This window comes from Pseudomonas sp. p21, from assembly GCF_001642705.1.
Taxonomy (GTDB): Bacteria; Pseudomonadota; Gammaproteobacteria; order Pseudomonadales; family Pseudomonadaceae; genus Aquipseudomonas.
Genome location: NZ_LWBV01000001.1, coordinates 932,314 through 954,796 on the forward strand (window position 1 = coordinate 932,314; position 22,483 = coordinate 954,796).

At 50.1% G+C, this 22,483-nt stretch carries 10 protein-coding genes and 2 pseudogenes; 3 read left to right on the forward strand and 9 right to left on the reverse strand.

All coding sequences use genetic code 11. The features are described 5' to 3' along the window. Positions 1 to 61 precede the first annotated feature (61 nt). The gene (locus A4C63_RS25285) at positions 62 to 2,212 is read right to left on the reverse strand and encodes a heparinase II/III family protein (RefSeq protein WP_156510842.1); all 2,151 of its coding nucleotides are present in this window, start codon (positions 2,210 to 2,212) and stop codon (positions 62 to 64) included. Positions 2,213 to 2,420: 208 nt separating this feature from the next. Here A4C63_RS25285 and A4C63_RS25290 point away from each other — a divergent pair. Continuing rightward, positions 2,421 to 3,374, forward strand: a pseudogene (locus A4C63_RS25290) (DDE-type integrase/transposase/recombinase). A 50-nt stretch (positions 3,375 to 3,424) separates the two neighbouring features. Here A4C63_RS25290 and A4C63_RS04370 read toward each other — a convergent pair. After that, complete coding sequence (locus tag A4C63_RS04370; RefSeq protein ID WP_063911641.1) at positions 3,425 to 4,504, reverse strand: DUF6270 domain-containing protein; 1,080 nt, start codon at positions 4,502 to 4,504, stop codon at positions 3,425 to 3,427. A 547-nt stretch (positions 4,505 to 5,051) separates the two neighbouring features. Here A4C63_RS04370 and A4C63_RS25295 point away from each other — a divergent pair. Next, positions 5,052 to 5,180 (forward strand): annotated as a pseudogene (locus A4C63_RS25295) (transposase domain-containing protein); the annotation flags it as partial. 189 nt (positions 5,181 to 5,369) lie between these two features. On the opposite strand, the gene A4C63_RS04375 reads toward A4C63_RS25295, so the two are convergent. Then, positions 5,370 to 7,340 (reverse strand): acyltransferase family protein, encoded by a 1,971-nt coding sequence (locus A4C63_RS04375; RefSeq protein WP_063911642.1) that lies wholly within the window; start codon positions 7,338 to 7,340, stop codon positions 5,370 to 5,372. 141 nt (positions 7,341 to 7,481) lie between these two features. Further along, positions 7,482 to 9,452, reverse strand: coding sequence for an acyltransferase family protein (locus A4C63_RS04380; RefSeq protein ID WP_063911643.1), 1,971 nt, complete (start codon positions 9,450 to 9,452; stop codon positions 7,482 to 7,484). A gap of 528 nt (positions 9,453 to 9,980) precedes the next feature. Here A4C63_RS04380 and A4C63_RS25300 point away from each other — a divergent pair. Then, positions 9,981 to 11,063 (forward strand): DUF6270 domain-containing protein, encoded by a 1,083-nt coding sequence (locus A4C63_RS25300; protein ID WP_082888257.1) that lies wholly within the window; start codon positions 9,981 to 9,983, stop codon positions 11,061 to 11,063. A gap of 291 nt (positions 11,064 to 11,354) precedes the next feature. Here A4C63_RS25300 and A4C63_RS04390 read toward each other — a convergent pair whose 3' ends face one another. The 5 genes from A4C63_RS04390 to A4C63_RS04405 form a co-directional block, all read right to left on the reverse strand. Next, complete coding sequence (locus tag A4C63_RS04390) at positions 11,355 to 13,085, reverse strand: hypothetical protein (protein ID WP_156510843.1); 1,731 nt, start codon at positions 13,083 to 13,085, stop codon at positions 11,355 to 11,357. Positions 13,086 to 13,227: 142 nt separating this feature from the next. Further along, positions 13,228 to 14,403, reverse strand: a complete 1,176-nt coding sequence (locus A4C63_RS25305) for a glycosyltransferase family 4 protein (RefSeq protein ID WP_082888258.1) — start codon at positions 14,401 to 14,403, stop codon at positions 13,228 to 13,230. Further along, positions 14,400 to 15,638, reverse strand: coding sequence for a glycosyltransferase (locus A4C63_RS04395; protein WP_063911646.1), 1,239 nt, complete (start codon positions 15,636 to 15,638; stop codon positions 14,400 to 14,402). Before A4C63_RS04395 ends, A4C63_RS25305 begins: the two co-directional genes overlap by 4 nt. A gap of 60 nt (positions 15,639 to 15,698) precedes the next feature. Next, complete coding sequence (locus A4C63_RS04400; protein WP_063911647.1) at positions 15,699 to 16,133, reverse strand: hypothetical protein; 435 nt, start codon at positions 16,131 to 16,133, stop codon at positions 15,699 to 15,701. A 39-nt stretch (positions 16,134 to 16,172) separates the two neighbouring features. Then, on the reverse strand, positions 16,173 to 22,472 hold the full coding sequence (locus A4C63_RS04405) for a glycosyltransferase (protein WP_063911648.1): 6,300 nt from the start codon (positions 22,470 to 22,472) through the stop codon (positions 16,173 to 16,175). Positions 22,473 to 22,483 lie beyond the last annotated feature (11 nt).

Consider the following 22,483-nt stretch of genomic DNA (forward strand, 5'->3'; position numbering starts at 1 on the left):
GCGACCTGTGCTCATTTGGTCGGAGAATCCTTAACTGTCTATTCAACTTGGGCACTGAACCTTACATGCGATCGGTTGAAAGGCGCTCGAATGCATGCCTAGACAGCTGGCTAATTGTTGCGCCCTCCGACAACTTCAAGGCGACAGTGAAACTAGCGACAGGGTCGGTGGAAATAAATTCTAGACAAGAATTTTCAAGGATTTCTCCGAACTTAATGGAGTGCCAACCACGAATGTCGGGCTCGGTCTGGCCGAAGATTAATCGACCACCGACGGAACTTAGCGAAAACAAACTTCCACTGATGCCACCTCCTTGGAGAGTGAAGACTCCCGGATCGCACTGGCTGATCATGATATTAGGTCCAAAAAGAAATCTTTGGACTTTGGCCTCTGAAAATACCCGAGAGGATGAGGTTTTATCTATTTTAATAATGTCGTTTATCCAAATTTCATCAGGCCAACAAACTATTATGGTTCTAGTGGCTGAAACGGTGCCATCCTCCGTTGTGTAGTGGCACTTCACCTCAAAGCCTGAGTCGGTCTCGCAGAAATGATCAATTGACCCCAGAATCCGACCGAAGGTCTTGATGATTTCTCTTCGACGCTGATGATCGAAAGCTACTGGATATATACCTGTGTGCCCGGTCGCTGACTCAACATATCTGCCAAACCCAGCTTCTCTATCGTAAGAGTAAGAGCCCGCATCAATTAGAATATCTACTCCTTTATATCTTAGTGTAATGCTGGAGTCGTCCATTTGCTTGTGTGTTTCTGCTCTAGATCCGCACTGCAAGGAAAGATAGAAGTCATCGTTCTTGATAACTGCAAATCCGGAGTCAGGGAAAAACTTTGACTGATTTATTGATGATTTCTTCAATAAATATACAGGAGAATCCCCAATTGGGGGGACGCTGTTGTCTTGGTGTACACAATGGCGCAACGCAATTTCAGCCCGGTCTATGATGTTTCTTAAATTCGAGAATTCACGTGATGTCAATTCTTCTGTATCAAGTAAATTGCAGAAAATCTGATAAAGGTTGAGGTTGTAATTATGGTAGCCTATGGTGTTTTCATCGCATAGGCCGTCTTTGCAAAAAGCTTTGTTTGCGAGTTTCAAGGTCCTTGATGTGGAGATGTAATAATATTTTTTTCTTAAGTCACTGGACAAAGAGAAGCAATGGCTTGCGGCGGCAAGTGCTATGTTGCACATGAGTCCGTGATTATTTTCGTAAAAATTATCATCAGAAGAGAGCCATTCCAAACATCGATACAGTTCACAAAAAATTTTGAAACGCAAGTCTTTATATTCTGCGTTAGAGTGGTGTGTGATTTGTAGGTATTTGATAAGTACCTTGGCGCGAGTGGCTGTTGAGTGGTCGCCAGAAGGAATCGATTCAACATACAATCTGTTTTCTGATGTGGCTACGAATTGCAAGAAACTCTCGATGCTTTGAGTTGCCATCGAAAGAAAAATTGGCTTTCTATTTGCTTCAAACGTTGACAGCAAGCAGCCTGCAAAGTTAAGGGAGAGCAACCACATAACATTGGAATTATTGTTGTTTTTGAATTTGCGCCTCCAATCAAGCTGCGTCAATTCTCTAAGCTCAATTTTTTCACAATATTTAGCGAGAGGGATGTATAGAAATCCGGTTTCGTTAAGATCTTGATTGATTATGGGGTCAAAATCTTGCGGAATTCGAGTGAATGGCTGAGGAAAGGAAGAGTTAAATTCAGCGGTTAAGTCCTGTAATTCTTTTTGCGAAAGTTCATTGTGGTTAGATTTGTAGCGGTCTACGAAGATTTGATTGGATTTTTTAACCTCAATGGGCTCTTTTTCGGTTCTCAAAAAGCCTACTACTTGATAATTGCCTGCAATTTGTTTTGTGTCAAAGTGAAGTGATGGATTTGGTGAATACCAGGAAGTATGAATCCGTTCATCATTTCTAAAAATATAGTATGCAAACTGGGCGCTCTCTAAGCGTTCATTTAACAGGATTAAGCAATTTATCTTCCCGTCAATGAGTTCTGCTTGCACCTTTTTTATTCTCTTCATTTTCCATCCTGGATGACTTTGAGTTTCTGTGTGATCTATTTTATAGAAAGAATGCTCACCCAACGCAATGAAGCTTGCGTTCTGATCGTGTAGTGCGTAGCCGTTTTTCCGGAGTGCTGCTTCCGGTCGATGAGAAGTGGCTGGAGTGGGGTAGCGCACCTAGCTAGCCTCTGTACGAAAAGCCTTGATACTCGGTAATGCTGAGTTGAAAACAGCCTCGGAATGCTCATTTACAACCCGTAAACTCCGCTTCCTCGGCTGTTTTCGCCTTGCCTGACCTTCGTCTCAAGACTTTTCATACAGACCCTAGGTGTTCAGTCCCAGAAAGTCATGGTACATCCTTAGTGCCTCATGAGGAGGATGCATTTTGGAAGGACGTATCGATGGCCCAGCCCGTACGACGCCGATAATCCGAGCCGGGCTCCAAGCGTCGAAAGAGTCGAGCCGAGAGCACGCCGCCTGCTATCGACTGAACGTGAAGACCGTCATCAAATGGCGATCACGATCCACCACGCAGGATTCTTGGATGGGGCCAGCCAAACCATGTAGTGCCAAGCTGACAGCCGCTGAGGAGGCAATGGTGGTCGAGTTCTGATAGCGGACGATGATGCCCGTGGGCAACATGCTGGGCCACCTCCTTGATTATTTACCACTGGTGACCCGCAGCGCCTTAAAGCGCTGTCTGGTGCGTCACGGGATCAACCAAGCGCCCAGCAGAACCGCAGCCAAACGGGGCAAGTTCGACAAAACGGGGCTATCTGCACATCGATAGCTCGGAGTTACGTCTTGAGAGCTGCAAGCAGCACCTGTTCGTGGCAATTGATCGGGTAACGAAGTTCTCCTAGGTTGCGTTCTTCGACTCCGCGACCAAGCGCAATGGCGCTGAGTTTCTACGTCAGGCAGTGCAGGCGTTTCCATACAAAATCCACACCGTCCTGACTGACAACGGTGTGGCGTTCACTGATCAGCCCCGGTATCGCAATGGCGCGACCAATGTGCTCGGCGGACACATTTTTGATCGCGTCTGCCACGAGCATGGCATAAAACATCGACCGACCAAGGCCTATTACTCTTGGACCAATGGCCAGGTCGAGCGTATGAACCGGACGATCAAAGAGGCCACGATCAAGGCCTTCCACTATCCCGACTTCGCTGCGCTGAAAGCGCACGTGCTTGCGTTCGTGATGGCCTGCAACCTCGTCAGACACTCAGAGCCTTGCGATAGCGAACTCCCTTCAAGATGATCTGTGAGGCTTGGACGAAAAGTCCAGAGCTATTCACTATCAATTCGCACCATCTCATTCCGGGACCGTATACCTAGAATTCAGTAGTGAGTGCTGATCTTCATGTCGTCCATGCAATTTCAAGCGCTTAGAAAACCAAAGAGCTTACAGTGCATTTGCAAGAAATTTTTTCACCTAAAGAGTCCTGATAGAAGGCCGTTACGGTTAGCTCTCCGAGCGTATCAGGAATAGGGAAGCGAGCATTCGATGAAGCTTCATACCAACGAACGTCATGTCGATCACCATCAACGTGTAAATAGAATGCGAATTCACCACCCTCGTGTATGCTTCCATCCATTACCAATGAGCATTGCGCAAAAATACCACGCTCAGATTTGCATGCAGCGACCGTGATGGTTGCACCTTCAGAAATAAGTGGCGATTTCTTCGGCGCAGGATCTTCACGCAATAGGTCTTCGGCGCTACTTTCAGATATGATCGAATTCAATTGTGCGAGCGCTTCTTTGTAATATTGTGCGCAATAGTGAAAAGGGGAGACGCCCCAGTGGTGATGTTCGTCTGATGTTAAGAGCTGTGGTGGGAAATGTAGGAACTGATGCTTGTGGAGCTTCTTTTCCAGTTCATTATACATCCAGTCCAGCTCTTGGTTGGCCTTTTCAATAGCAGCTAAAGGAACTGGGAAGTTCGTATCGCTTGCATTTTCAAAGCGTGAAGCCCAATAGACTTTGTTGACGACCAGGCGGCCAAGTTTATTATGCTGCTCCAAGACTGCAAGGAACTTGTGCATTCCTTGAATCCACAGGTCTCGGCGCTCAGGTGAGCCGGGCTTTATTAGTTGGAAACCTTTAACGCTGCTGTCAGTTAATAGACCGCTCTCAGCGAGCTCGTTAGAGCTCGTGATAATATGCCCGGATGGTAGGGCTACAAGATCAAACCTCTCATCGATTAGGTCGATTAGTATTATGTCGGCGTTCTCAAACGCTTCTGGTTGCGTGAGAATTTGTTTGGAGAAATCGTATGCAACCATACGCCGTCTGAATGCAGAAGGTATACGGCCAAGTGCTTCTTCATTTTCGTATGAGGAACTGCATAGTGAAGCCATTGAAGATCTTGCAAAGTAATCCGTTAACTTAAATGATTGGCTTTCCTCTAGATTGAATATGTCTCTAGATACACAGCTACCGTAAATAGTTAAGTTCTTGATCACTATCTTCTTCGGCCTTTTATTCTTACGTCACATAAATGGGTATGGGTCCTGTTCCGTCAGGCCTTTCAGTTTTCTCCGCGCCCAATGTGGAGGACAGCTTGGCAGTATCCAACATGTCATTTAGCGGTAGCGGAATCTCATTATCCATAGACTGCTTAGGAATGCAACGCAGGCCTTGCGATCACCTTACCATTTTTCTGTCTGGAGAGTAGGAACATACAACTATTGGATCCAATACATGAAAAGGCTTAAGATTATTTGAACCAACTGGTATCAAAATTGTCGTTCATGCGATATCGCACACGATCATCGTCTAGGGGTATGAGCGCAGAAAAATGTGAAGTTCGTCACATTAATAGCAGCTTTGTGGTACTAGGCTTGCTCAAAGAAACATATGGCGAAACAAGATGAGGCGGAGAATTTCAGTACCTTAATTGGGTATCCTGATGGTCGCCCAAGAGTGTAGTGTGAACCATCATTGATAGCTTCGCTGCTTTCCTTTCCCTGCCAATGGGACCTCAAACTCCTGGCGTATGGCCTTCGTCCCAATGACCAGGAGCCCCATGCTTGGCTGCGCCACGTACTGGAACGCATGCCGCAGGCGTCCTCAGTGGAAGATTGCGAGGCACTTCTGCCGTGGACCTTTACGCCCCATTCACGTAGCTGGTCGCACTGATCATCTTGGGCAGGTAAGGTTTATAGAGCGTTTACGATGCACCTGTGCCTCCATGGGCAGCCGCCGGCCTGCGAAAGACCGACGGACTGGAAAGATGCGCGCTCTGCTTGCAGAGAGGAGGCAGAGGATAGAGTAGAAAAGTAGCTACTGGCCTCTGTGCTGTCATGCCAGTGATGCCTCTATGCGGTCTTAATGGGTGATGCTCTGGCCTATATTGCGATTCGCTGGGCTTAGGGCTGCAATGGGCGGAGGGACTTGCCCAGACTTCACAACGGCCTTGCCGATCAACTCCGAGCCAACCATGCTGATGTGGCGAGAGTCGTAGTAAAGCAGGGTACCCTGGTCGTAAGCAGAGCAGGTTCCGTTTTTGCAAATTTGCGATCGAACATCAAATGTTGTTACGTTCGAGTATCTTTTCGCTTGCTTCTTCAGGAATTTATTCACTTCAATGTCACCATTGTCCGGCATCACTGCTTTCGACGGGCAGTCCATTCCAGGGATCCGAATAGCTTTTGCAGTGCACATGCGATCCAGCCCAGTGAATACCGGTACGTTTAGCGCGATGATTACTTGGTTACCATTGGCCGCCAACTCGCGGATGGTCTTCGCTATCTGTGCGTTACCACCCTTCTTTGAATAGTCTTCCCACGCAGCCCCGATAATCACAGTCTTGTATTTTTTTGATTCCGCGAAAGCACTCTCGTTGAACGCCTTGCACGAATCTACTAGTGCAGGAGGCGCTAGGCCATCTGCAGCCCTCACAGGCGGGCACGACGCGTGGGATATATTGCGGATAGAGAAGTGGCCGCTTTCGGCAACTTCCTTCAGGTAGCCGACGTAGTGCGCGGCATTAGAATCACCCCAAAGCAGAGTTTCCGGCTCTACGGATTTGTATCCGTTTATACATTGGTCAAGTTTCCATTTTTCCGGATCATACTTGTTCATCTGGCAATTGAATGGGAATTTGCTTGCCGGCAGTGTGTTGAAATTTTGGGTGTAGATTTCCTTTCTGTATGCGTAGCTTCCAGCCGTTGGCCAATACCCATTGTTCTTGATCAGTATGTAACCGACTACCATAACTGCCGCGCTGGTAGCTAAGATTGGGCCTGCCTTCGTGAATAGCCACTTCGGCGTTCTAGTGCGGAATGGGGTCTCGATCAGGTTGTAAGAAATCAGGGTCAATACGCACATCAGCACCAAGCAGATGATCCCGCCAACAAACGTCGGCTCACCGTAGGCGTAACGGTAGAAGGCGAGCACAGGCCAGTGCCAGAGGTAGAGCGAGAAGGAACGCAGGCCGATGTACCTGGCCACCGGGTTACCGAAGAACTCGGAAAGCGGGCTGGATTGGTTGGTACCAGCCAGGATCAGCAGGGCCGCACCAACCGATGGAATTACAGAGTGAATCCCAGGGAAGCCGTTTTTCTCATCAAGCAGTACGAGCGCACCGGCAACCAGAATAAAGCCAACAATGCCAGCTGTATCTGCTGCTTTCGCAGAAATCTGGCGGGAATCCTGCCACAGGAAAAGCAAAGCGCCTACCAGCAGTTCGCCGGCGCGGGAAGGCAGCATGTAGTAGGCGAAGGATTGGTCGCGCGCCAGGAAAATTTCACTCACCGTGAACGACGCGATGGCGAGAATGACGCTGGTCGCTACCAGCAGGCGCTTTCCGCCAGCCTTCATAGCGATGATCATCAGTGCTGGCCAGATCATGTAGAACTGTTCTTCCACGCCCAACGACCACATGTGCAGCAGCGGTACTGTATCGGAAGAGGCAGCGAAGTAGCCGGTATCAAGGAACAACCAGAAGTAGATATTGGCGGCGGAAAGTGTGGCGCCAATTGCGGACTCCGACAGTGCCTTGACGTCTATTGGCAGCATCATGAGCGAGCCAACAAGCAGAGTGATAACAGTCACGAAGGCTGCTGCTGGCAGGATTCGGCGAACTCGGCGGCCGTAGAAATCACCGAGCGAGAAGCCTTTCCCTTGGCCGTAGATGATCGCGGTGATGAGGTAACCCGAGATCACGAAGAAAATGTCTACACCGACGAACCCACCCGGGAGCCATTGCTTGTTGAAGTGGAATACGGTCACAGCCAAAACGGCTAAAGCCCTTAGTCCGTCTATGTCGGGGCGGTACGTCAAGTGTCTGACTTGCATTTCTGAGTTCCCTGTCATGGGGCTGCGTGGGTAAGCTCCGGAGCATGCCGTTTCGACTAAATACGTGAGCTTTATGGCGCATTTGATACGCTACTGGGTGAGCTAACACATATGTGAAGCTGCACCCAGGTATCGTCTGAGTTAATTGTTCGCTAGTTTAGATTGAGCAATATTCGAAAGTGGTGCGGGGATTCTGCCAGTTTCAATGGCTATACTCCCTAGCTTTTCAGATCCTTCTCGGCTGAGGTGCCCGCCATCGTAATAAAGCTGGGTTTTTCCAGCGAAGGCCGAGCATGTTGTTCCGTTACAGATTAGTTCGCGAACACTAAAGTAGGAAAAATTAGTCCGAGCAGATACTTTCTTAATAATCTCTTGATTGAGACGATTTTCTCCATTATCAGACACGACTGTTTTCTGTTCGCAGTTCATGAGCGGGATTTTCAATGCTTTTTCAGGGCACTGCCGGTCTACTGAATTGAATGTAGGCACCTTCAGAGCGATAACTATTTTTTTGCCGCTTTGGCTCAATATATCTAGCATGGCGTCGAAGTCAGCCATGAATGCCGCCTTGTCTACGGCTTCATATGCCGGCCAACTGCCCCCTACGATAACGGTGTCGTAGTTGGTGATCTGTTTAAATGCTTCCGCGTTGTATGCAGGGCAGCTTACTTTGTAGCCTTCCTTGATATACCTTGTGCTGCGTTGCCCTGGGAAAGGTGGGCAAGCATGATGCTCAACGTTTCTAATTGCTACGCCTTCATTTTTGGCGATAGCACTTAAATAGCCTGCGTAGTGAGCTGCGTTAGAGTCACCGATTAAAAGTACGCTTGGCGGCTTGGATGTGTCTCCAGCAATACATTTTGCCGAAGAAAAATACTCAGGTTTGAAAACGCTCTGGCAAACGTACGGAGCAGATGAAGCTGGCGCGGAGCCTGAGCGTTTTTCTGCCAGGGAGTCCTGGTAACCACTTGGGCTGATAGGTGAGATGATGCCGTTGCTGGTATAAATAACTCCAGCAATTGATAGGGCAAGGGCTGCTGATGCCGGGGTGGCCATGGTGAATTTCCACCCTTTGTTGGCTCGGAACGGCACCTCAATCAAGAAATAGCTGAACAAAGTCATTGCCACCATTACCGAGAGGCAGATCAGGTTTCCCAGCATGTCAGGCTCGCCATAGGCATAGCGGTAAAACGCCAAGACCGGCCAATGCCACAGGTACAGCGAGAACGAAACCAACCCGATAGAGACCATCGGGCGCACGGCCAAGACGTTGCCTACCAGAGTTTTACCGAAGCTGCCGGCGGCCAGCACCAACGATGCGCCGACTGCAGGAACTATCGATATAAAGCCTGGGAAGCCTTCAGTTTCTCGGATGTAGGCGAGCGACCATGCAAGTACTAGTGCTCCCACCAAGGCCATGACCTGAGCAGTACGCTGGCCTATGCGACCTTTGATCGCATCGGTCAGGAAGAAGGTCATGCCACCGATCAATAGCTCACCGGCCCTGGACGGGAGCATGTAGTAGGCAAAGGTTGGATCTGCAGCAAGCTTGCTCTGGCCGTACCAGAAGCAAGCTGCTGCGATCATTGTGGCAACACCCACCGTCATCGCCCGACCACCAACTCTCAGAGTAATGAGCAGCAGGGCTGGCCAGATAAGATAAAACTGCTCCTCGACACCGAGCGACCACATGTGGAGCAAGGGAACGGTGTCAGAGGACGCTGCGAAGTAGCTCGTATCGAGGAACTTCCAAAAATAGATATTCGCAGCTGACAGAGTGGAAGCGATCGCCGACAGTGACAAGGCTTTCGCATCATCAGGAAGCATGAAGATAGCGCCGAATACCAGGGTCGCCAGCGTCACGAACAAGGCCGCTGGTAGAATGCGTCGCACCCTTCGCATGTAGAAATCAGCGAACGAGAAGGTTCCAGCTGCCGCCTGCCTGGCAACGATCCCGGTAATCAGGAACCCCGAGATCACAAAAAAGATGTCGACGCCTACGAAGCCGCCTGGAAGCCACTGTTTATTGAAGTGAAAAACGGTAACGGCCAGAACGGCCAAAGCCCTGAGCCCGTCTATGTCGGGCCGGTAGGCGAGTGCTTTGTTGCTCATGAAATCCCTTTCTGAGGGCTAGACCCTGGTAAGGAGTGAAGGAGGATGCGAATTCTACAGATGATGTCGCTATGCTGTCAGGGCCGGTGAGCGGAATCTGTGGAAAAGCTCTCCTCGCCTCGGCATGGGCAACCAGCACGGAATTGGCCATTCGATGGGGGGCAAGGCAATCTGCCAACGCCGATATGAGCAGAAAGGCTCAAATTAGACCCATACTGATGGGGAAATTTGGACCAAACCGCGATGGTCTGGTTGCGTAGCTGCGTGCGCTAGCTGCGGCAGCCGCTCTCGAACCAAGCGCAAGAAATTCATGGTGGGGCACATCCCTATGGAAATCTGACACCCAATGAAACTCAAAGCTGTCAGGGAGGAGGGGGCTTGGTGCTATAATCAAGCCCTAGCTTGTGCTCAAGTCACTCTTTGTGTGATTGGGTGATGAGTAGCGTTCTACAGTTTGGTAGGTTGTTGAAGTTGCGATTTGGCCTGTTTATTTAGTTGGAAAGCGTAAATTTTATAAGGTCGTTAGTGGTGATCAAGAATTTATTCATATATGGTAGCTGTGTTTCAAGAGATATTTTTAATCTGGAAGAGAGTCGCAGCTTCAAGATTTCAGATTACTTCGCTAGATCTTCAATGGCTTCCTTGTGTAGCGCACCTTACAAAAATTCAGAGGCACTAAATCGCATCCAGTCAGCTTTCCGGCGAAGGATGGTCGCTAATGATTTTTCCAAAGACTTGCTAGCTGCAGTTGATAAGCTAGAGTCTGCAGACTTGATTCTTATCGATTTGATTGATGAGAGATTTGATCTTGTAGCACTACCTACCGGCGAAATGATTACTCATTCAAATGAGCTTGCTGAAAGCGGTTTGCTAGCTGAAGGAGGCGTTGAAGGCTATAAGGTTATACCACAGGGTAGTGTCGAGCGCCGTGAGTTGTGGCTGCAAGGAATGCATAGGTTTTTAGGTTTGTTGAAAGACCTTAACAAGCTTGACGCTGTACTGGTCAATAAGGTGTATTGGGCATCGAGTTTTGAGTTGGATACTCAGTCTGTCTTCCCTGTGGCTCGCGGGGAAATCGATAAGGCTAACGAAGATCTTGATTGGATGTACGGCGCCATGGAAAGGGTGCTTGATAGAAGCCAGTTTTTGAATTTTGATAAAGATCTTTTGACAGCTGATGAGTTCCATCGTTGGGGTGTGTCGCCATTCCATTATTGCGAAATGTATTACCGTGAAGCACTAGCTCAGATTGTAAAAAAATCTGAAAAAAATATTACTGTAATATCCCCCGATTTAAAGCTTTCGCCGATAAAGCCTCCTCCAGTTTCTTCTGGGATCGAGCTTAACGTGGCGGCACATGTTGTTGACAATGAAATCTATGCACACTGCTCTTTGAACATGAATGGTCAGGAGTGTGAGGGCGGTGATTTTGCATTTTATCTCTTGGTTGATGGGGTTCGTCACGAAACGCGATGGTATGAAAAGTCACCGAGTGCTCGTTTTGCTATCCCTAATCAGTCTGGTAAATTGGAAATTGTCGCATTCTATAAAGATGAGTTTGATGAAAAAGTACTTTCGAAGGGGGAGGTGACGTTGGCCTCTTCTTTTTGAATGGTATTGCAGGTTGCTTACGGCATGTAGCTGCCGCTTGACCAGTTCCTTATCATCTCACCAGTGTGCCCACTGGCTTTGTAGAGTCATGCGCCTAGCGAATGTGGTTCTTTCATCTCATTCGCGCAATTAATTTAGATATATAGTCAAGCAGATTTGTAGCGCTGTCTTTGCTGCGATGTTGGTAAGGGCGAAGGTTTATAAGGGGCAGATGGCCACATCCTCATTTGCTCAGGAAGTCGCTTAAGCAAAAGAGGATGTTGCGTGGCCGCCAGGTTGTGTGTCGACGGATTATAAATTTTGTTCGTCGAGGTTTTGTGTGTGTTTTAAAACATCCGGAATGAGATTTAGCGCCGCCTGGTAGTCTCGGCGATTGACATGTCTTTCAAATGAGAACATATAAGAAGAAAGTATGGTGCCGTCACTGCTCAGGTTCTCTGCGTCAGTTCTGGTGCGCTGAGCTTCTCGGGTAAACTCAAGAAGCTCTGAGTGGGCCGTAAGAGGCCAATACGTCCCTGCAGGCTCCAGCAGCCAGTTCCCCCAGTGCAAAACTGATAGCTCTCCAGTCTCCTTCTTGAGCAAGGAGTCAGTGTTAAGATCAAGCACAATAAGTTGCCTTGGAAGTTTGCTTAGGTGTGCTTTTATACGGTCAAGGCTGTCTGCCAGTTGTTCTATTTTTTTCTGGTCGTCTGCGGTAACTGCATATAGTTTTAGACTTTCCAGCATCTCAATGTTTAGGCGGGATTCTAAATAGCTTTTGGAGCGCTCGTATTTATTGAGAAGGGACTTTGGTGGTGTCAGCTTCATCAAGTCTCCGAGCAGCGTCAGACTTCCTTTATTGTACTCCCTGCCGGTCATTTTTCTTTCTTTTGACCACTCAAAGATATGATAAGTTACACTCTGAAGCTTTCCGGTCTCTCGAAGAGGGGGGCAAGGCAGATTCTTGAATTGAGCGATTAGTGCGCTCTCTTGAGAGGCGGGGTAAGTTCGGCTCTCATCAAATAATTTGATAATAAAAGTTTTTAGCTCGGTTTCGGAGCTACAGTCAACCTCGTAGCAATATATGTCAGGGTGCCCTAGCTGGAAATTTTTAACGCTTTCGACAGTAAATGCAGTTTTGAAAAGAGGGGATAAGATCTGTGGAATCCAGCGCTCGCGCTGCTCTGGTGAGAAGAGAGAGTGGATCCCGTCATTCTTCTGAGTGGTTTCTAATAATAGCGGCTGATTGTGGAAAAATAGTGCACTGACTCGCGAATGTTGCGATCTCAATACTATCAGTTTGGTAGCAAAGCCCACCAACCGCTGCAGGGCTTGCCTGATAAGTAGCAGCGATATTATGGCCATGAACGCTGATGGGGGGGCGAAATAAAGAAAGTCTCCAATTATTCCGAAAAATACAACCAAGAAAATAAAGCCCGATATTGAATTGAGTGTCGCTTGGTGGTGGGCTATTAATGCGGCTCGTAGTTTGGGTGAGGTGTTGAATGCCAGGCAGATCAATGCATAAAAGACTGTGATACTTGTGACAACCAAGGAGAATATTAGCGGGTAAATAGCGCACAGAATTGCGATTGATATTAAAAAGAACAGGAGCTCCGAAAATCCACGAGTGAACTTTGAGTATGCATTGATCGCAATTGAGTCTTGATTGTCAAAGAGTACAATTTTCTTTGTTCTGAGTATGAGTAGGCGTGCGCCCCTTGCAGTGATTTTGGTTGCAGCTAATTCAAATGTTAGATGTGCTGCAAATGCAACCAGGGAGCTTAAGCTCAACCAGATTACCACTGTGTTCTGAGGGTGAGCTTTCAAAAAATCAGGGAAGTAACTCGGGATGCCGCCAGAGCTGAGAACGATAATTGCTTTTAAAGGAAGGAAGAAGGCTAAAAGCAAAAGTAATTGGCTGAGGATGTAGATGAACTGTACTGAGGCGGTATGCAAGGGCGCTGTCCTCAGGAATTTTCTGCCTAAGGAAAAAGACCAGCGTAAGCATTGGTTTAGCTCTGTATTAAGGTGTGCTTTCATATTGTTTGCTTAACAGGTGGCCAGTGTTTTTGGCGCAGAATATGTGCGTCGATTTGAATGGCTCTCAAGGTTTGTATTTTAAGATATCTAGCCGCAATTGATGCCTTCTCTTCTCGTTGCGGTACCTGATAATAAAAGCATATTAAGTGTTTTGTGCATGGTTCAAAAGTTCAGTTGCCATGCTTTCTACAATGTATTTGCGCGAGTATCGCTTTACGAAGTCGCGTCGATCAGTTGTTTCGATATTCAAGCTTTCTAAGGCCGCAATTGCTGACTCTACATCGCAAGGGGGGAAAATGCTCATGTTTTTGATGTTGTCGGTTGCAAATTTGGCAGAATAGCCACTAAGTCCTCCAAGAATAGGCTTCTCGGTGGCGGCGTATTCAAATAATTTTGAAGGAATCACATTCTTCAGCGAAGGGAGATTATTTAGGTGCAAAAACAGAACGTCTGCCGTATTGTAGTACGATAGTAGATCAGTTCGTTTCATGGGTTCGATAAGGTCTACATTTGTGACCTTATGCTGAAGTAGTGCGCTTTTCAGTTGTTTCATTGCGCTGCCGCTTCCTACTACAATAAACTTCGCTCTGTTGGAAAGTCTATTTGCTAGTGTCGGCAGAATATGATGAAGGCCTTGTCCTGCGCCTATGTTGCCTGCATATAAAATACGGATCTGGCGTGAAGTGCGCTCTTCCATTGCGGCTGGGTTTTCAATGAATAGATCATCAACGCCGTTTGTGTAAACAGTAAAAGGTTTGTTCGGGTACTGTGATTTAAAATAGCTGACGAAACCTGGGGAAGCTAAGTTGACTGAGTGAGCTTGTTTCACGGTCCAGCGCTCAATGTGGCGGAAGAACCATGCAGTGGGAGTTCCGATCGGAGACGGTAGTAAATCTGGCAATATATCAGTCAGTAAGTCTCGGAAATCCAAATAAAGCGGTGCATTAACGCGTCTGGCTACCCAGGCACCTAAGGTAGCGGTCATCATGCGTGATGAGGTAGCAAAAACAAGATCATACTCATTCGACTTGACCGCTTGCAGCACACCTCGTACATATTGGGCGAATAGATGGGCCTGGCCAAGGATTCCACCGCCACGCGAAAACACTGGAATTCGTTTGATCGTAAGCCCCTCGCAGCTTTCTATAGAGGAAGCACTCGGAGCATAACTATCGTATCTGCTCGGTTGGGTCGTCAGTACGGTTATCGTGATGTTCTTCTGAGAATTCTGCAAAAGTGAATTGACTAATGCTTTCGTCCTGAACGAACCAGCAGAAAGATCAGGAGGATAGTAAAAACTCAGTATCAGGATATTCACGTTCTGGCCGCTTCACGTTTGCCGTTGGAGGTGGCTTTTTTGTACATGTCTACCAATAGGCTTTCTTGGCTTTCCCAACATAGGTTTTTTGCAGCAATCTTCGAGTTATTGGCTAATTTTGCGCGTAATTCCGGATCCTCGATGAGCCTGTTAAGGCAGTTCACGAGGTCGTCTTCATTGCCTTCGGCAACCAAAAGCCCGATGTCATATTGATTCACTATCTTCCGGATTTCAGGGAAGTTGGTTGCTATTGACGGCACACCTGCAATGATGTACTCAAACAGTTTGTTGGAGTCAGTACTGAAGTGATTGAAGCAAGTGTTTTCTATCGGCTGCACGGCGATGTCGGCCGCTGCAGTATATTTTGGAAGCTCGGACAGTGCTACTGTTGGAATGAAATGAACGCGGTCCTGCAAACCAAGATTGTCACGTAAGTCGATAAGAGGTTGTGTTAGACGACCTCCACCAATAAGTACGACGTGAGCGCTTTTTTTTAGGCGTGCAGTGCAACGCACTAGCTTTTCTAAACCTCTACCGCTTTGAAGTCCGCCCTGGTAAAGGACTACTGGGCACTCTTCTCGTATACCTAGCTCTTGATGAAGCAAGCGGCTCTTTTGAGGGGTAACATATCTGGGGCGATTTTGAAGCACTGCAGGTCTTGCTATTTTATAAAGTCGAGCAAGGTATTTGGCTCGGGTTTCAGTTGTGGTGATGACCGCACATGCGCGAGGAATCAATAGTTTTTCAATGTGCGCAACAAGCTTTGAGAGCTTTCCATAACCCTCTCTGCTAGTGCTTATTTCGTGCGCATCATAAACCAGTTTGGAGTTACTGATGACTGAGGCTAGCCAAGCAGTAGGAAGGGTATTTACGTCATGGGAGTGAACGACAGTCGGTCGAAAACGTATGATGCTTAAAAGGAGCATCAAATGAGTCCATGCGCGAGTGATCACCCTGAAAACTGAGATGTGGGCGCTAGTAGAAGTTCCTCCAGTTGAAGGCAATGGTGTTTTGGAGTCGAATTGTTTCGACTTCCTCCAACGCCATAGAGGCGACCTTTCTACCCGGCATACATCCAGGTTCTTTTGTAGGGTCTCTGTTTTTGCAGTTTTCCCTGGGGTATGTAGTGCGAAGACCCTAACGGCATAATCTGAGGTGGCAAGTGTTTGTGCTTCTTTTAATACTCGTGCGTCATTGACGAATTCATTCCACACGATCATTGCAACTTTTTTCACTGCTTTACCTACTATTCGATTATACCCGACAGGGTCTTCAGGACACTATTCTGGGAAGACTCAGGTCTCGGTCCAGTAGATTTTCATTTTTGTAGTGTTGACGTTGTTAGCGCTGGACTCGGTATAGATTGCGCCAATGGTGGAATAACCGGTTTTCTTGTAGTGGACTTTGAATTGGGTTGGGTTGTCTTCCATTACGGTGCGCTGGAAGCCTTGGTTCTTCAATTGAGTGTAGATGGCATTCTCAGCTACTTTGGCAAGCGAATTGGTGCTGATTTCATAATGCTTCATCTTTCCGTTCGAGGTTTCTTTCTCGTACTCTTTGAAGACCTCACCATTGGTGTTCAATTTTTCACCGTTCTGAAGAACGATGGAATTGCTTTGAGCGCTTTGCGAGGAAGGCGCTTGGGTTGTTTTTTGCTCGTTCTCAGCTCCGCAGCCGAAGAGTGCCAGAGACATAAGAAGTGCTGCTGCGGTTTTGGTGTTGATTTTCATAGTAATCGTATTCGTCATTAAAGGTAGGGTGGTGGTTTTTTATTGGGCGATGAGTGCCAATTCTTTGTCGATAATGTTTTTCTTCGCTGTTTGGCCCATGACTCGGAGATGAGCAGCAGCGGACATCTTATTGAAGAGCTCTGGAGATTCGACAATTCTCTTGATGCCATCGGCCATCCCTTGTGCATCGTCTGCACCCGCAAGAATGCCGCAGTCGTTGCTTACAAATTCTGGAATGGCTGTAACACCGTTGGTCACTGCAATGAGTCCGGATGACATAGCTTCGTCACGAGAAACACCTTGAGCGTCCATGCGAGTTGGGCAAAGGAAGACCCCATACTCTTTGTGCAATGCCGCGATCTGGTTGTGCTTCAAGAAACCGCGTTCGATTGTGACGTTTGAGAGCCCCTTTAGTGGCTCCAAGGTTTCTTCGAAAAGAGCACCATCGCCGATCATCCGGAACTCCATTTTCTCAAAAAATGGCTCTTTCGAAAGCAGTTTGATTGCAGCGACACTTAAGTCATTTGCATATTTTGCTGATGCGTAAGGGCGGATGGAAAGTACCTTGAAACGCTGGTTTTCAGGCTTTTTCCTGTAATCGAAAATATCGGTATCAATAGGGTTGTGGATGATCTCGTAGCTCTCCTCTGGAATCCGGAAGCCCACATCCTCCATCACTTCTTCAGCAAAGTAACGAGACACGAAAACGAGTTTCAGATTTGCAGGCATGTTCGTTAGCGTCTCGCGCCAGAACGCCATGCGCTTTTCGCTCTCTACTTTTGCCAGTGCCAACTGATGTTCATCCGAGTAGTTGTACTCGCGACGCCACCAAGGCTGTATCTCCGAGCCGTGCACCCAGACTACTACCTTGACCAAGTGAGTGAAGCGCTTGAGCACTTCCCACATATCGGGTTCCAGGAAGTGCACCAATACGCTCTTGTACTGGCCACTTTCAAGCATCTTGGCGAGCGTAGTCTGGCACCCGGTTACCACGTCCACGTTCTGGAACTCGTGATAGCTGACAGCCTCGTTCTTGCGAAGGCGGAAGATGTCGACGTTCAGGTTCTGTTCCTGATACGCCATCACGCGGCTGTGCACAAAACCGTTGCGATACAGGTCGTCATAAGCGGGGTAATGGTTGGTTACAACCAAGTGTTGCGAGCGGCCCAGCATCTCCGAAGGTTGGAGGTTGCGGTGGCCAAGGACCAGCGCCTTGATCTCGGTATTGCCAGATGCGTAGGCTCGCAGGCCGAAGCGCACGAAGGCGGCTTCCGGAGGAACCTCGGAAGTCTGGTTACGGTTGGCATGCTGCATCACATGGCTGATCCGCTGCTTCTCGGCATCGAGGAACAGCACCACCAACTGTACGTTCAGGCCAGGCGTGCAGTCGAGGTACAGCTTGAGCTTACGGTCCTGGATATTCAGCTGGTCCAGGCTGACTTCATTCAGTGCATACACATACTCATGCTTGCCATCTGCCAGCTTGGAGTTCACGCGCCAGCTATCCACATCGACGGCCAGGTCGAGGAATTTGTTGTGCTTGACTCCGAACATCTCGGCCAAGGCGCGGCCGGTGATTTCCGGCGAGTCATGGCTGACTTTCAGAGGCGCAATGGCCTGGGCCCGAGCCTGCAGTTGGTCGATGGTCATGCCAAGGTTCAGGTCCAGGTCGTCAACCTTGGCGCTGATGTTTTGCTGCTGTGCCGCACCATTCTCGCAATAGTTGAATGGGTCGATAGCCAGGCCTTGCTCGTGTGCGTACTCCAGCGATGGCAGGCCCTTCAACCAGCTTAGCAATGGCTGACCGGCAATGATCTCGGTCGCCACCAACGAGCGCCGTGCGCTCAGCGATTGAGCCGGACGGTATGCCAGTTCATTCGACTGCAGCTCGGCATCTTGCCCCTTGCAGGCGAAGTGAGCGGCTTTACCAACCACCTGTGCAAGGCTGTAGCGCGTAGCCAGCGCCAGGTCCAGCAGGTAGTTAGGGCCGTAGTAGTCGCCCGGTACAAACGCGGCAACCCACGGGGTGTTGCCAACCAGCTCGCCAAGGCTGGATTTCTTCAGTTGGGCTGGTTTGAGCACCAGAATACGAGGGTCATCACTTACGATGCTGCTCTGATAGGCATCGGTGATGATGACCATGCGCACCTGGCTGTAGGTCTGGCGGTTCAGATGGGCACGCAGCATGTCGAACTGCTGACGATCCTGGGCTTCGCAGACGACCACGATTTCCGGCAGGCGCTGGGCCTTGATGGTGCCTGTCACTTTGCTGAGTACGTATTCCAGGCGCTGGGTGTAAGTGTGCTCTTGCATCACTTTACGCAGGGCAGCGAGCTTCAGCTTGTCACTGTTGAGTGGGTCTTCGGCCAGCAGCTGCAGGCGGCGCAGCATTTCTTCGCCATTGTCGGTGGTGACGACCAGGTCGCCGAACAACAGGCGTACACCGCGCGAGAAGTTGCTGACGGTGATGGTGTTGCAGCCCAGCAGCTCGAATACTCGACGTGCGAACATCGATTGCGATTGCTTGATCGAGTTCAGGTTGATCGCGTAGCGGTAGCCCTTGTAAGCCGTGTCGATTTTTTCGAAGGGCAGGGTGCCGACGATGTACGGCTGGTATTCCTCGGGGAACTGATAGTTTGCATCGTTCTTGCCGAAGTTGCGGTCGAAGATTTCCAGCGGTCGGAACTTCGGCAGCTCGCAGACGAAGTTGCCCAGGTCGCGGGTACGCTCCGGGTAACGGGCGTAGTAGGCACCAGCGAAGCAGAAGGCGTCTTTGCGCTCGTACAGCTCGATCGGGTTATGCAGCGCTGGCTGGCAGGCGAACGGCAGCAGGTAGACGCGGTCGTGACCGAGCGCACCTTTATAGCGGTGAATACAGTCGATGTCGGTGGTGAACACGTGGTCGAACTGCTTGGCAGTGGTCAGGAAGGTCTCGAAGTGAACCGGGTCTTCCTTGTTCCAGAACACAGTCGGTACCTTGTTCTGACGGCACCACGCCAGGATGTCCTGCAATTCCTGACTGTTGTGGCCAACCTTGCTACCCCACAGCTCATCCTTACCGCGCCAGGCAGACTCGATGAACAGCAATTCGGGGCCAAAGCCTTCCAGTTCTGCCTTCCAATTGCTAGGCGTGAGCTGCATCAGGTCGCATTCGTAGCGGTAGGAGCCGAAGGTGAACTCATCCATTACGCAGGCCATTTTCAGGCGGCTTGCGGGTTGGTCGGCTTGGCGCAACAGCGTAGAACGGCTCTGCGCGCTGGTCGGCAGGGCCTCTGGCAGTTTCAGGTAGTTCTCATCCTGGACGATCGGTGCAGGAGGCAGCAGTGCCTTCATCGGCTCATTGGCGATCCGCTTCTGTTCATTCTGCTGGCGTTGCTGGTTGGCCTTGCGGTACAGGCGTAGCAAGCGTACTGGCAGTTTGACCAGCCCGCCCAAGGAGCTGGCGCTGCTCTTGATCTGGTAACCCAACTGGTAAGTCATGCTGGTGCGTGTCTTGACCAGGCGCTGTTCGGCCAGATGGCGCTGTGTGTTGGCACGTTCCAGATTTGCATTGAGTTCGTCGATCTTGCGTTGCTGCGCCGCAGAGCGCTCCAGCAACTGATTGAGGTTGGCCTTCAGTTGCGGGATCTGCTCAGCGCTGACGGTGCGGTACTTCATGTTTGCCGCCCCCAAGTCTGCTTTCGACGAGTTCAGCTCGTTCTCCAGCTGCATGCGCAGGCCTTGCCACTGTTCGTTGGTGGCCGCCAGGCTTGCCTCCGCCGCCAGGCGGCTGGCAGTTTCGAGCGACAGTTGTTCGGCCAGCACATCCTTGGCCTGATTCAGAGAGGCAATGGTTTCTGCCTGTTCTGCCTGGGCATCTTGTGCTTGGGCATTAGCCTGCGTCATTGCGTGCAGTTGCTCTTCCAAGCCATTGCGCAGGTCAACCAGTGTATTGATGGTGTTGGCCTGGGCAGCATGCTCACGCTCGCTGCGTGCCTGTCTTTCGCTCATCGCCTGCAACTGGCTTTCCAGTTCAGTTTGACGCGCTTTCAACAGGGCAATGGTTTCGGCCTGTGCAGCGTCGGCCCTCTGGGTTTGGGCCTGCAATTCGTTCATATACTCCAACTCGCTTTCAAGTTCGGCTTCCAGTTCCGCTTGGCGCATGCGCAGCGTGGTGATGCATTCATCCTTCTCGGCAATATCCTGATTGCTTTCGTTTTGCAGCTGGCTCATTGCCTCCTTCTGATTCTCCAGCGCGGCTTCCATCGTCGTCAGGCGTTCGCGCAAGGTGGCAATGGTGTCGATGTAATCGGTGTTGGCCTCAAGTGTTTGATCCCGTGATTCGACTGCTGCTTCTACCTGCGCCTCCAGATCAGTGATACGTGAGTGCAGAGCAGTGATGGTGTATTCATGGGCAGCACTTGTCTGTTCAGCCAGGGCCTGAGTTTCGGCCAATACCTGCCGCTGGCTTTCCAGCGCAGCTTGTAGGGCTGCCTGCTCAGCGCGGAGGGCGGTGATGGTGCCTTCGTGGGCAGCACTTGTCTGTTCAGCCTGGGCCTGAGTTTCGGCCGATACCTGCCGCTGGCTTTCCAGCGCAGCTTGTAGGGCTGCCTGCTCGGCGCGGAGGGCAGTGATGGTGTCTACATGACCAGCATTCGTTTGCTCGGCCCGAGTCTGCAGTTCGGCTGCCGCCTGCTGCTGATTTTCCAGCTTGGCTTGCAAGACGGCCTGCTGTGCACGAAGCACTGTGATGGTTTCTATATGACCATCGTTGATCTGCTGGTCTTGGACAAGCTGCTCAGACAACGCCTCAACCTGAGCCGCCAGTTCGTCACGTTGTTTCTGAAGTGCACCCACGCTTTCATTCAGGGCTGCATTGTCGAGTTGGTCTTTTGCCTGGAGCTCCAACATTTGCTGAAGCTGGCTTTCCAGTGCATCGTGTTGAGCCTGCAGTGCGGCTATCTTTGCCGTCTCGTTAGCTGCCAGCTCTTCAGCAGCCACACGCTGCTGATCGGTGGCCAGCAATTGTTCTTCGATGGTGTGAAGGGATTGCTGCAGGGTCTCCAGCTCCTGATTCCGCTGCCCCAGTTCGTCGTTGGCTACGGTCAGTTCCTGGCATGTCTGCACCTGAGCTTCTTCAAGCGCCGCGATTTGCTGTTCCAACTCGGCATACTGCCTGGCAGTAGCGAGGTACTTTTCATTCGCCTCGCCCAACTTGGACTTGAGCGAATCAAGCTCTTCATTGAGCTCCATGATGCTGCGCGCGCTGGCCTCAAGGGCTTCCCGGCTCGCTTGCTCAATAGAAGCTATATGTGATTCGCGATCCTGAAGCTGACGCGAGAGTGCCTCGGCCTTCTGTGCTTCGGGCTTTAGCTGGGAAAGTTGTTCAGTGGCCAGGCGGTACTTTCTGTTAGCGTCATCCAGGCGCTCCTTGATTTCCTCAAGTTCTTTTACCCGCTTTGCCTTGGCGTCGAGAATTTCGCGGTTGGCCTGTTGCAGTGTCGCAATTTCGGCATCGCGGGTTTGTAACGTTCTGGACAGCGTTTCAGCCTTCTGGGCTTCGGGCTTGAGTTGAGCAATCTGTTCGTTGACGGTGCGATACTTCTTGTTTGTATCTTCCAACCGCTTACCGATCACACCGAGATTCTCGCGCAGGGTGCGCTCGATGGATTCGAAGGCTTTTTCAAGCTCACGAACGCGATCAATGCTCAGCGAGTCGATGACACCCGGCTTATGTGTTTCGCTCTTCACGGCAACGATACCCAGCCACTTGCCGAGCATCTTCACGTCGATGATCTGCAAGTGCTCGGCCAGCAGCCGGAACGGTTCCATCAGGTAGAACGTGTGCTTGTGGTCAATGAAGTCATTGACCCCGAACGGCACGGTAATCACCACTCGGCCACCCTGCTTGAGCAGGTCGTAGGCCTTTTCGATGAACAGCTCCGGGCGTACCAGGTGCTCGAGCACTTCGCTGATGACAACGGTGTCCGGTTCGACCTCGAGCGTATCCAGCGCGAGGAAGTCTGAATTGATATACGTGACGTTCTGCTGGATGTGGGCCGGTTCGGAAGACAGGTAGCCCTTGGCCTCTTCAATGGCCTGCGGGCTGGTGTCCACACCGGTGACCTGGCAGCCTTCACGTGCCAGCAGCAGGGGCACGATGCCCTGCGAGCAGCCAACATCCAGGATCCGGCGCCCTTTGACCTGGGCGCAGATCCAGTGGATGCGGGACTGCGTTTCCCGCATGAACTGATCCCCCAGCTTGCCGTAATAGGCTTCCATCACGCGGTCATGAATATCGGCCAAGGGTGAAGGCAGCTCTGTGTTCACGGTAGGTTTCTCAAGCGTGGGGTTATTCATGCGGTTTGATC

Coding starts and splice junctions, on each gene's coding strand:
- A4C63_RS04375 (WP_063911642.1), bottom strand. CDS start 7,340: ATGCAAGTCAGACACTTGACGTACCGCCCCGACATAGACGGACTAAGG.
- A4C63_RS04380 (WP_063911643.1), bottom strand. CDS start 9,452: ATGAGCAACAAAGCACTCGCCTACCGGCCCGACATAGACGGGCTCAGG.
- A4C63_RS04390 (WP_156510843.1), bottom strand. CDS start 13,085: ATGAAAGCACACCTTAATACAGAGCTAAACCAATGCTTACGCTGGTCT.
- A4C63_RS04400 (WP_063911647.1), bottom strand. CDS start 16,133: ATGAAAATCAACACCAAAACCGCAGCAGCACTTCTTATGTCTCTGGCA.
- A4C63_RS04405 (WP_063911648.1), bottom strand. CDS start 22,472: ATGAATAACCCCACGCTTGAGAAACCTACCGTGAACACAGAGCTGCCT.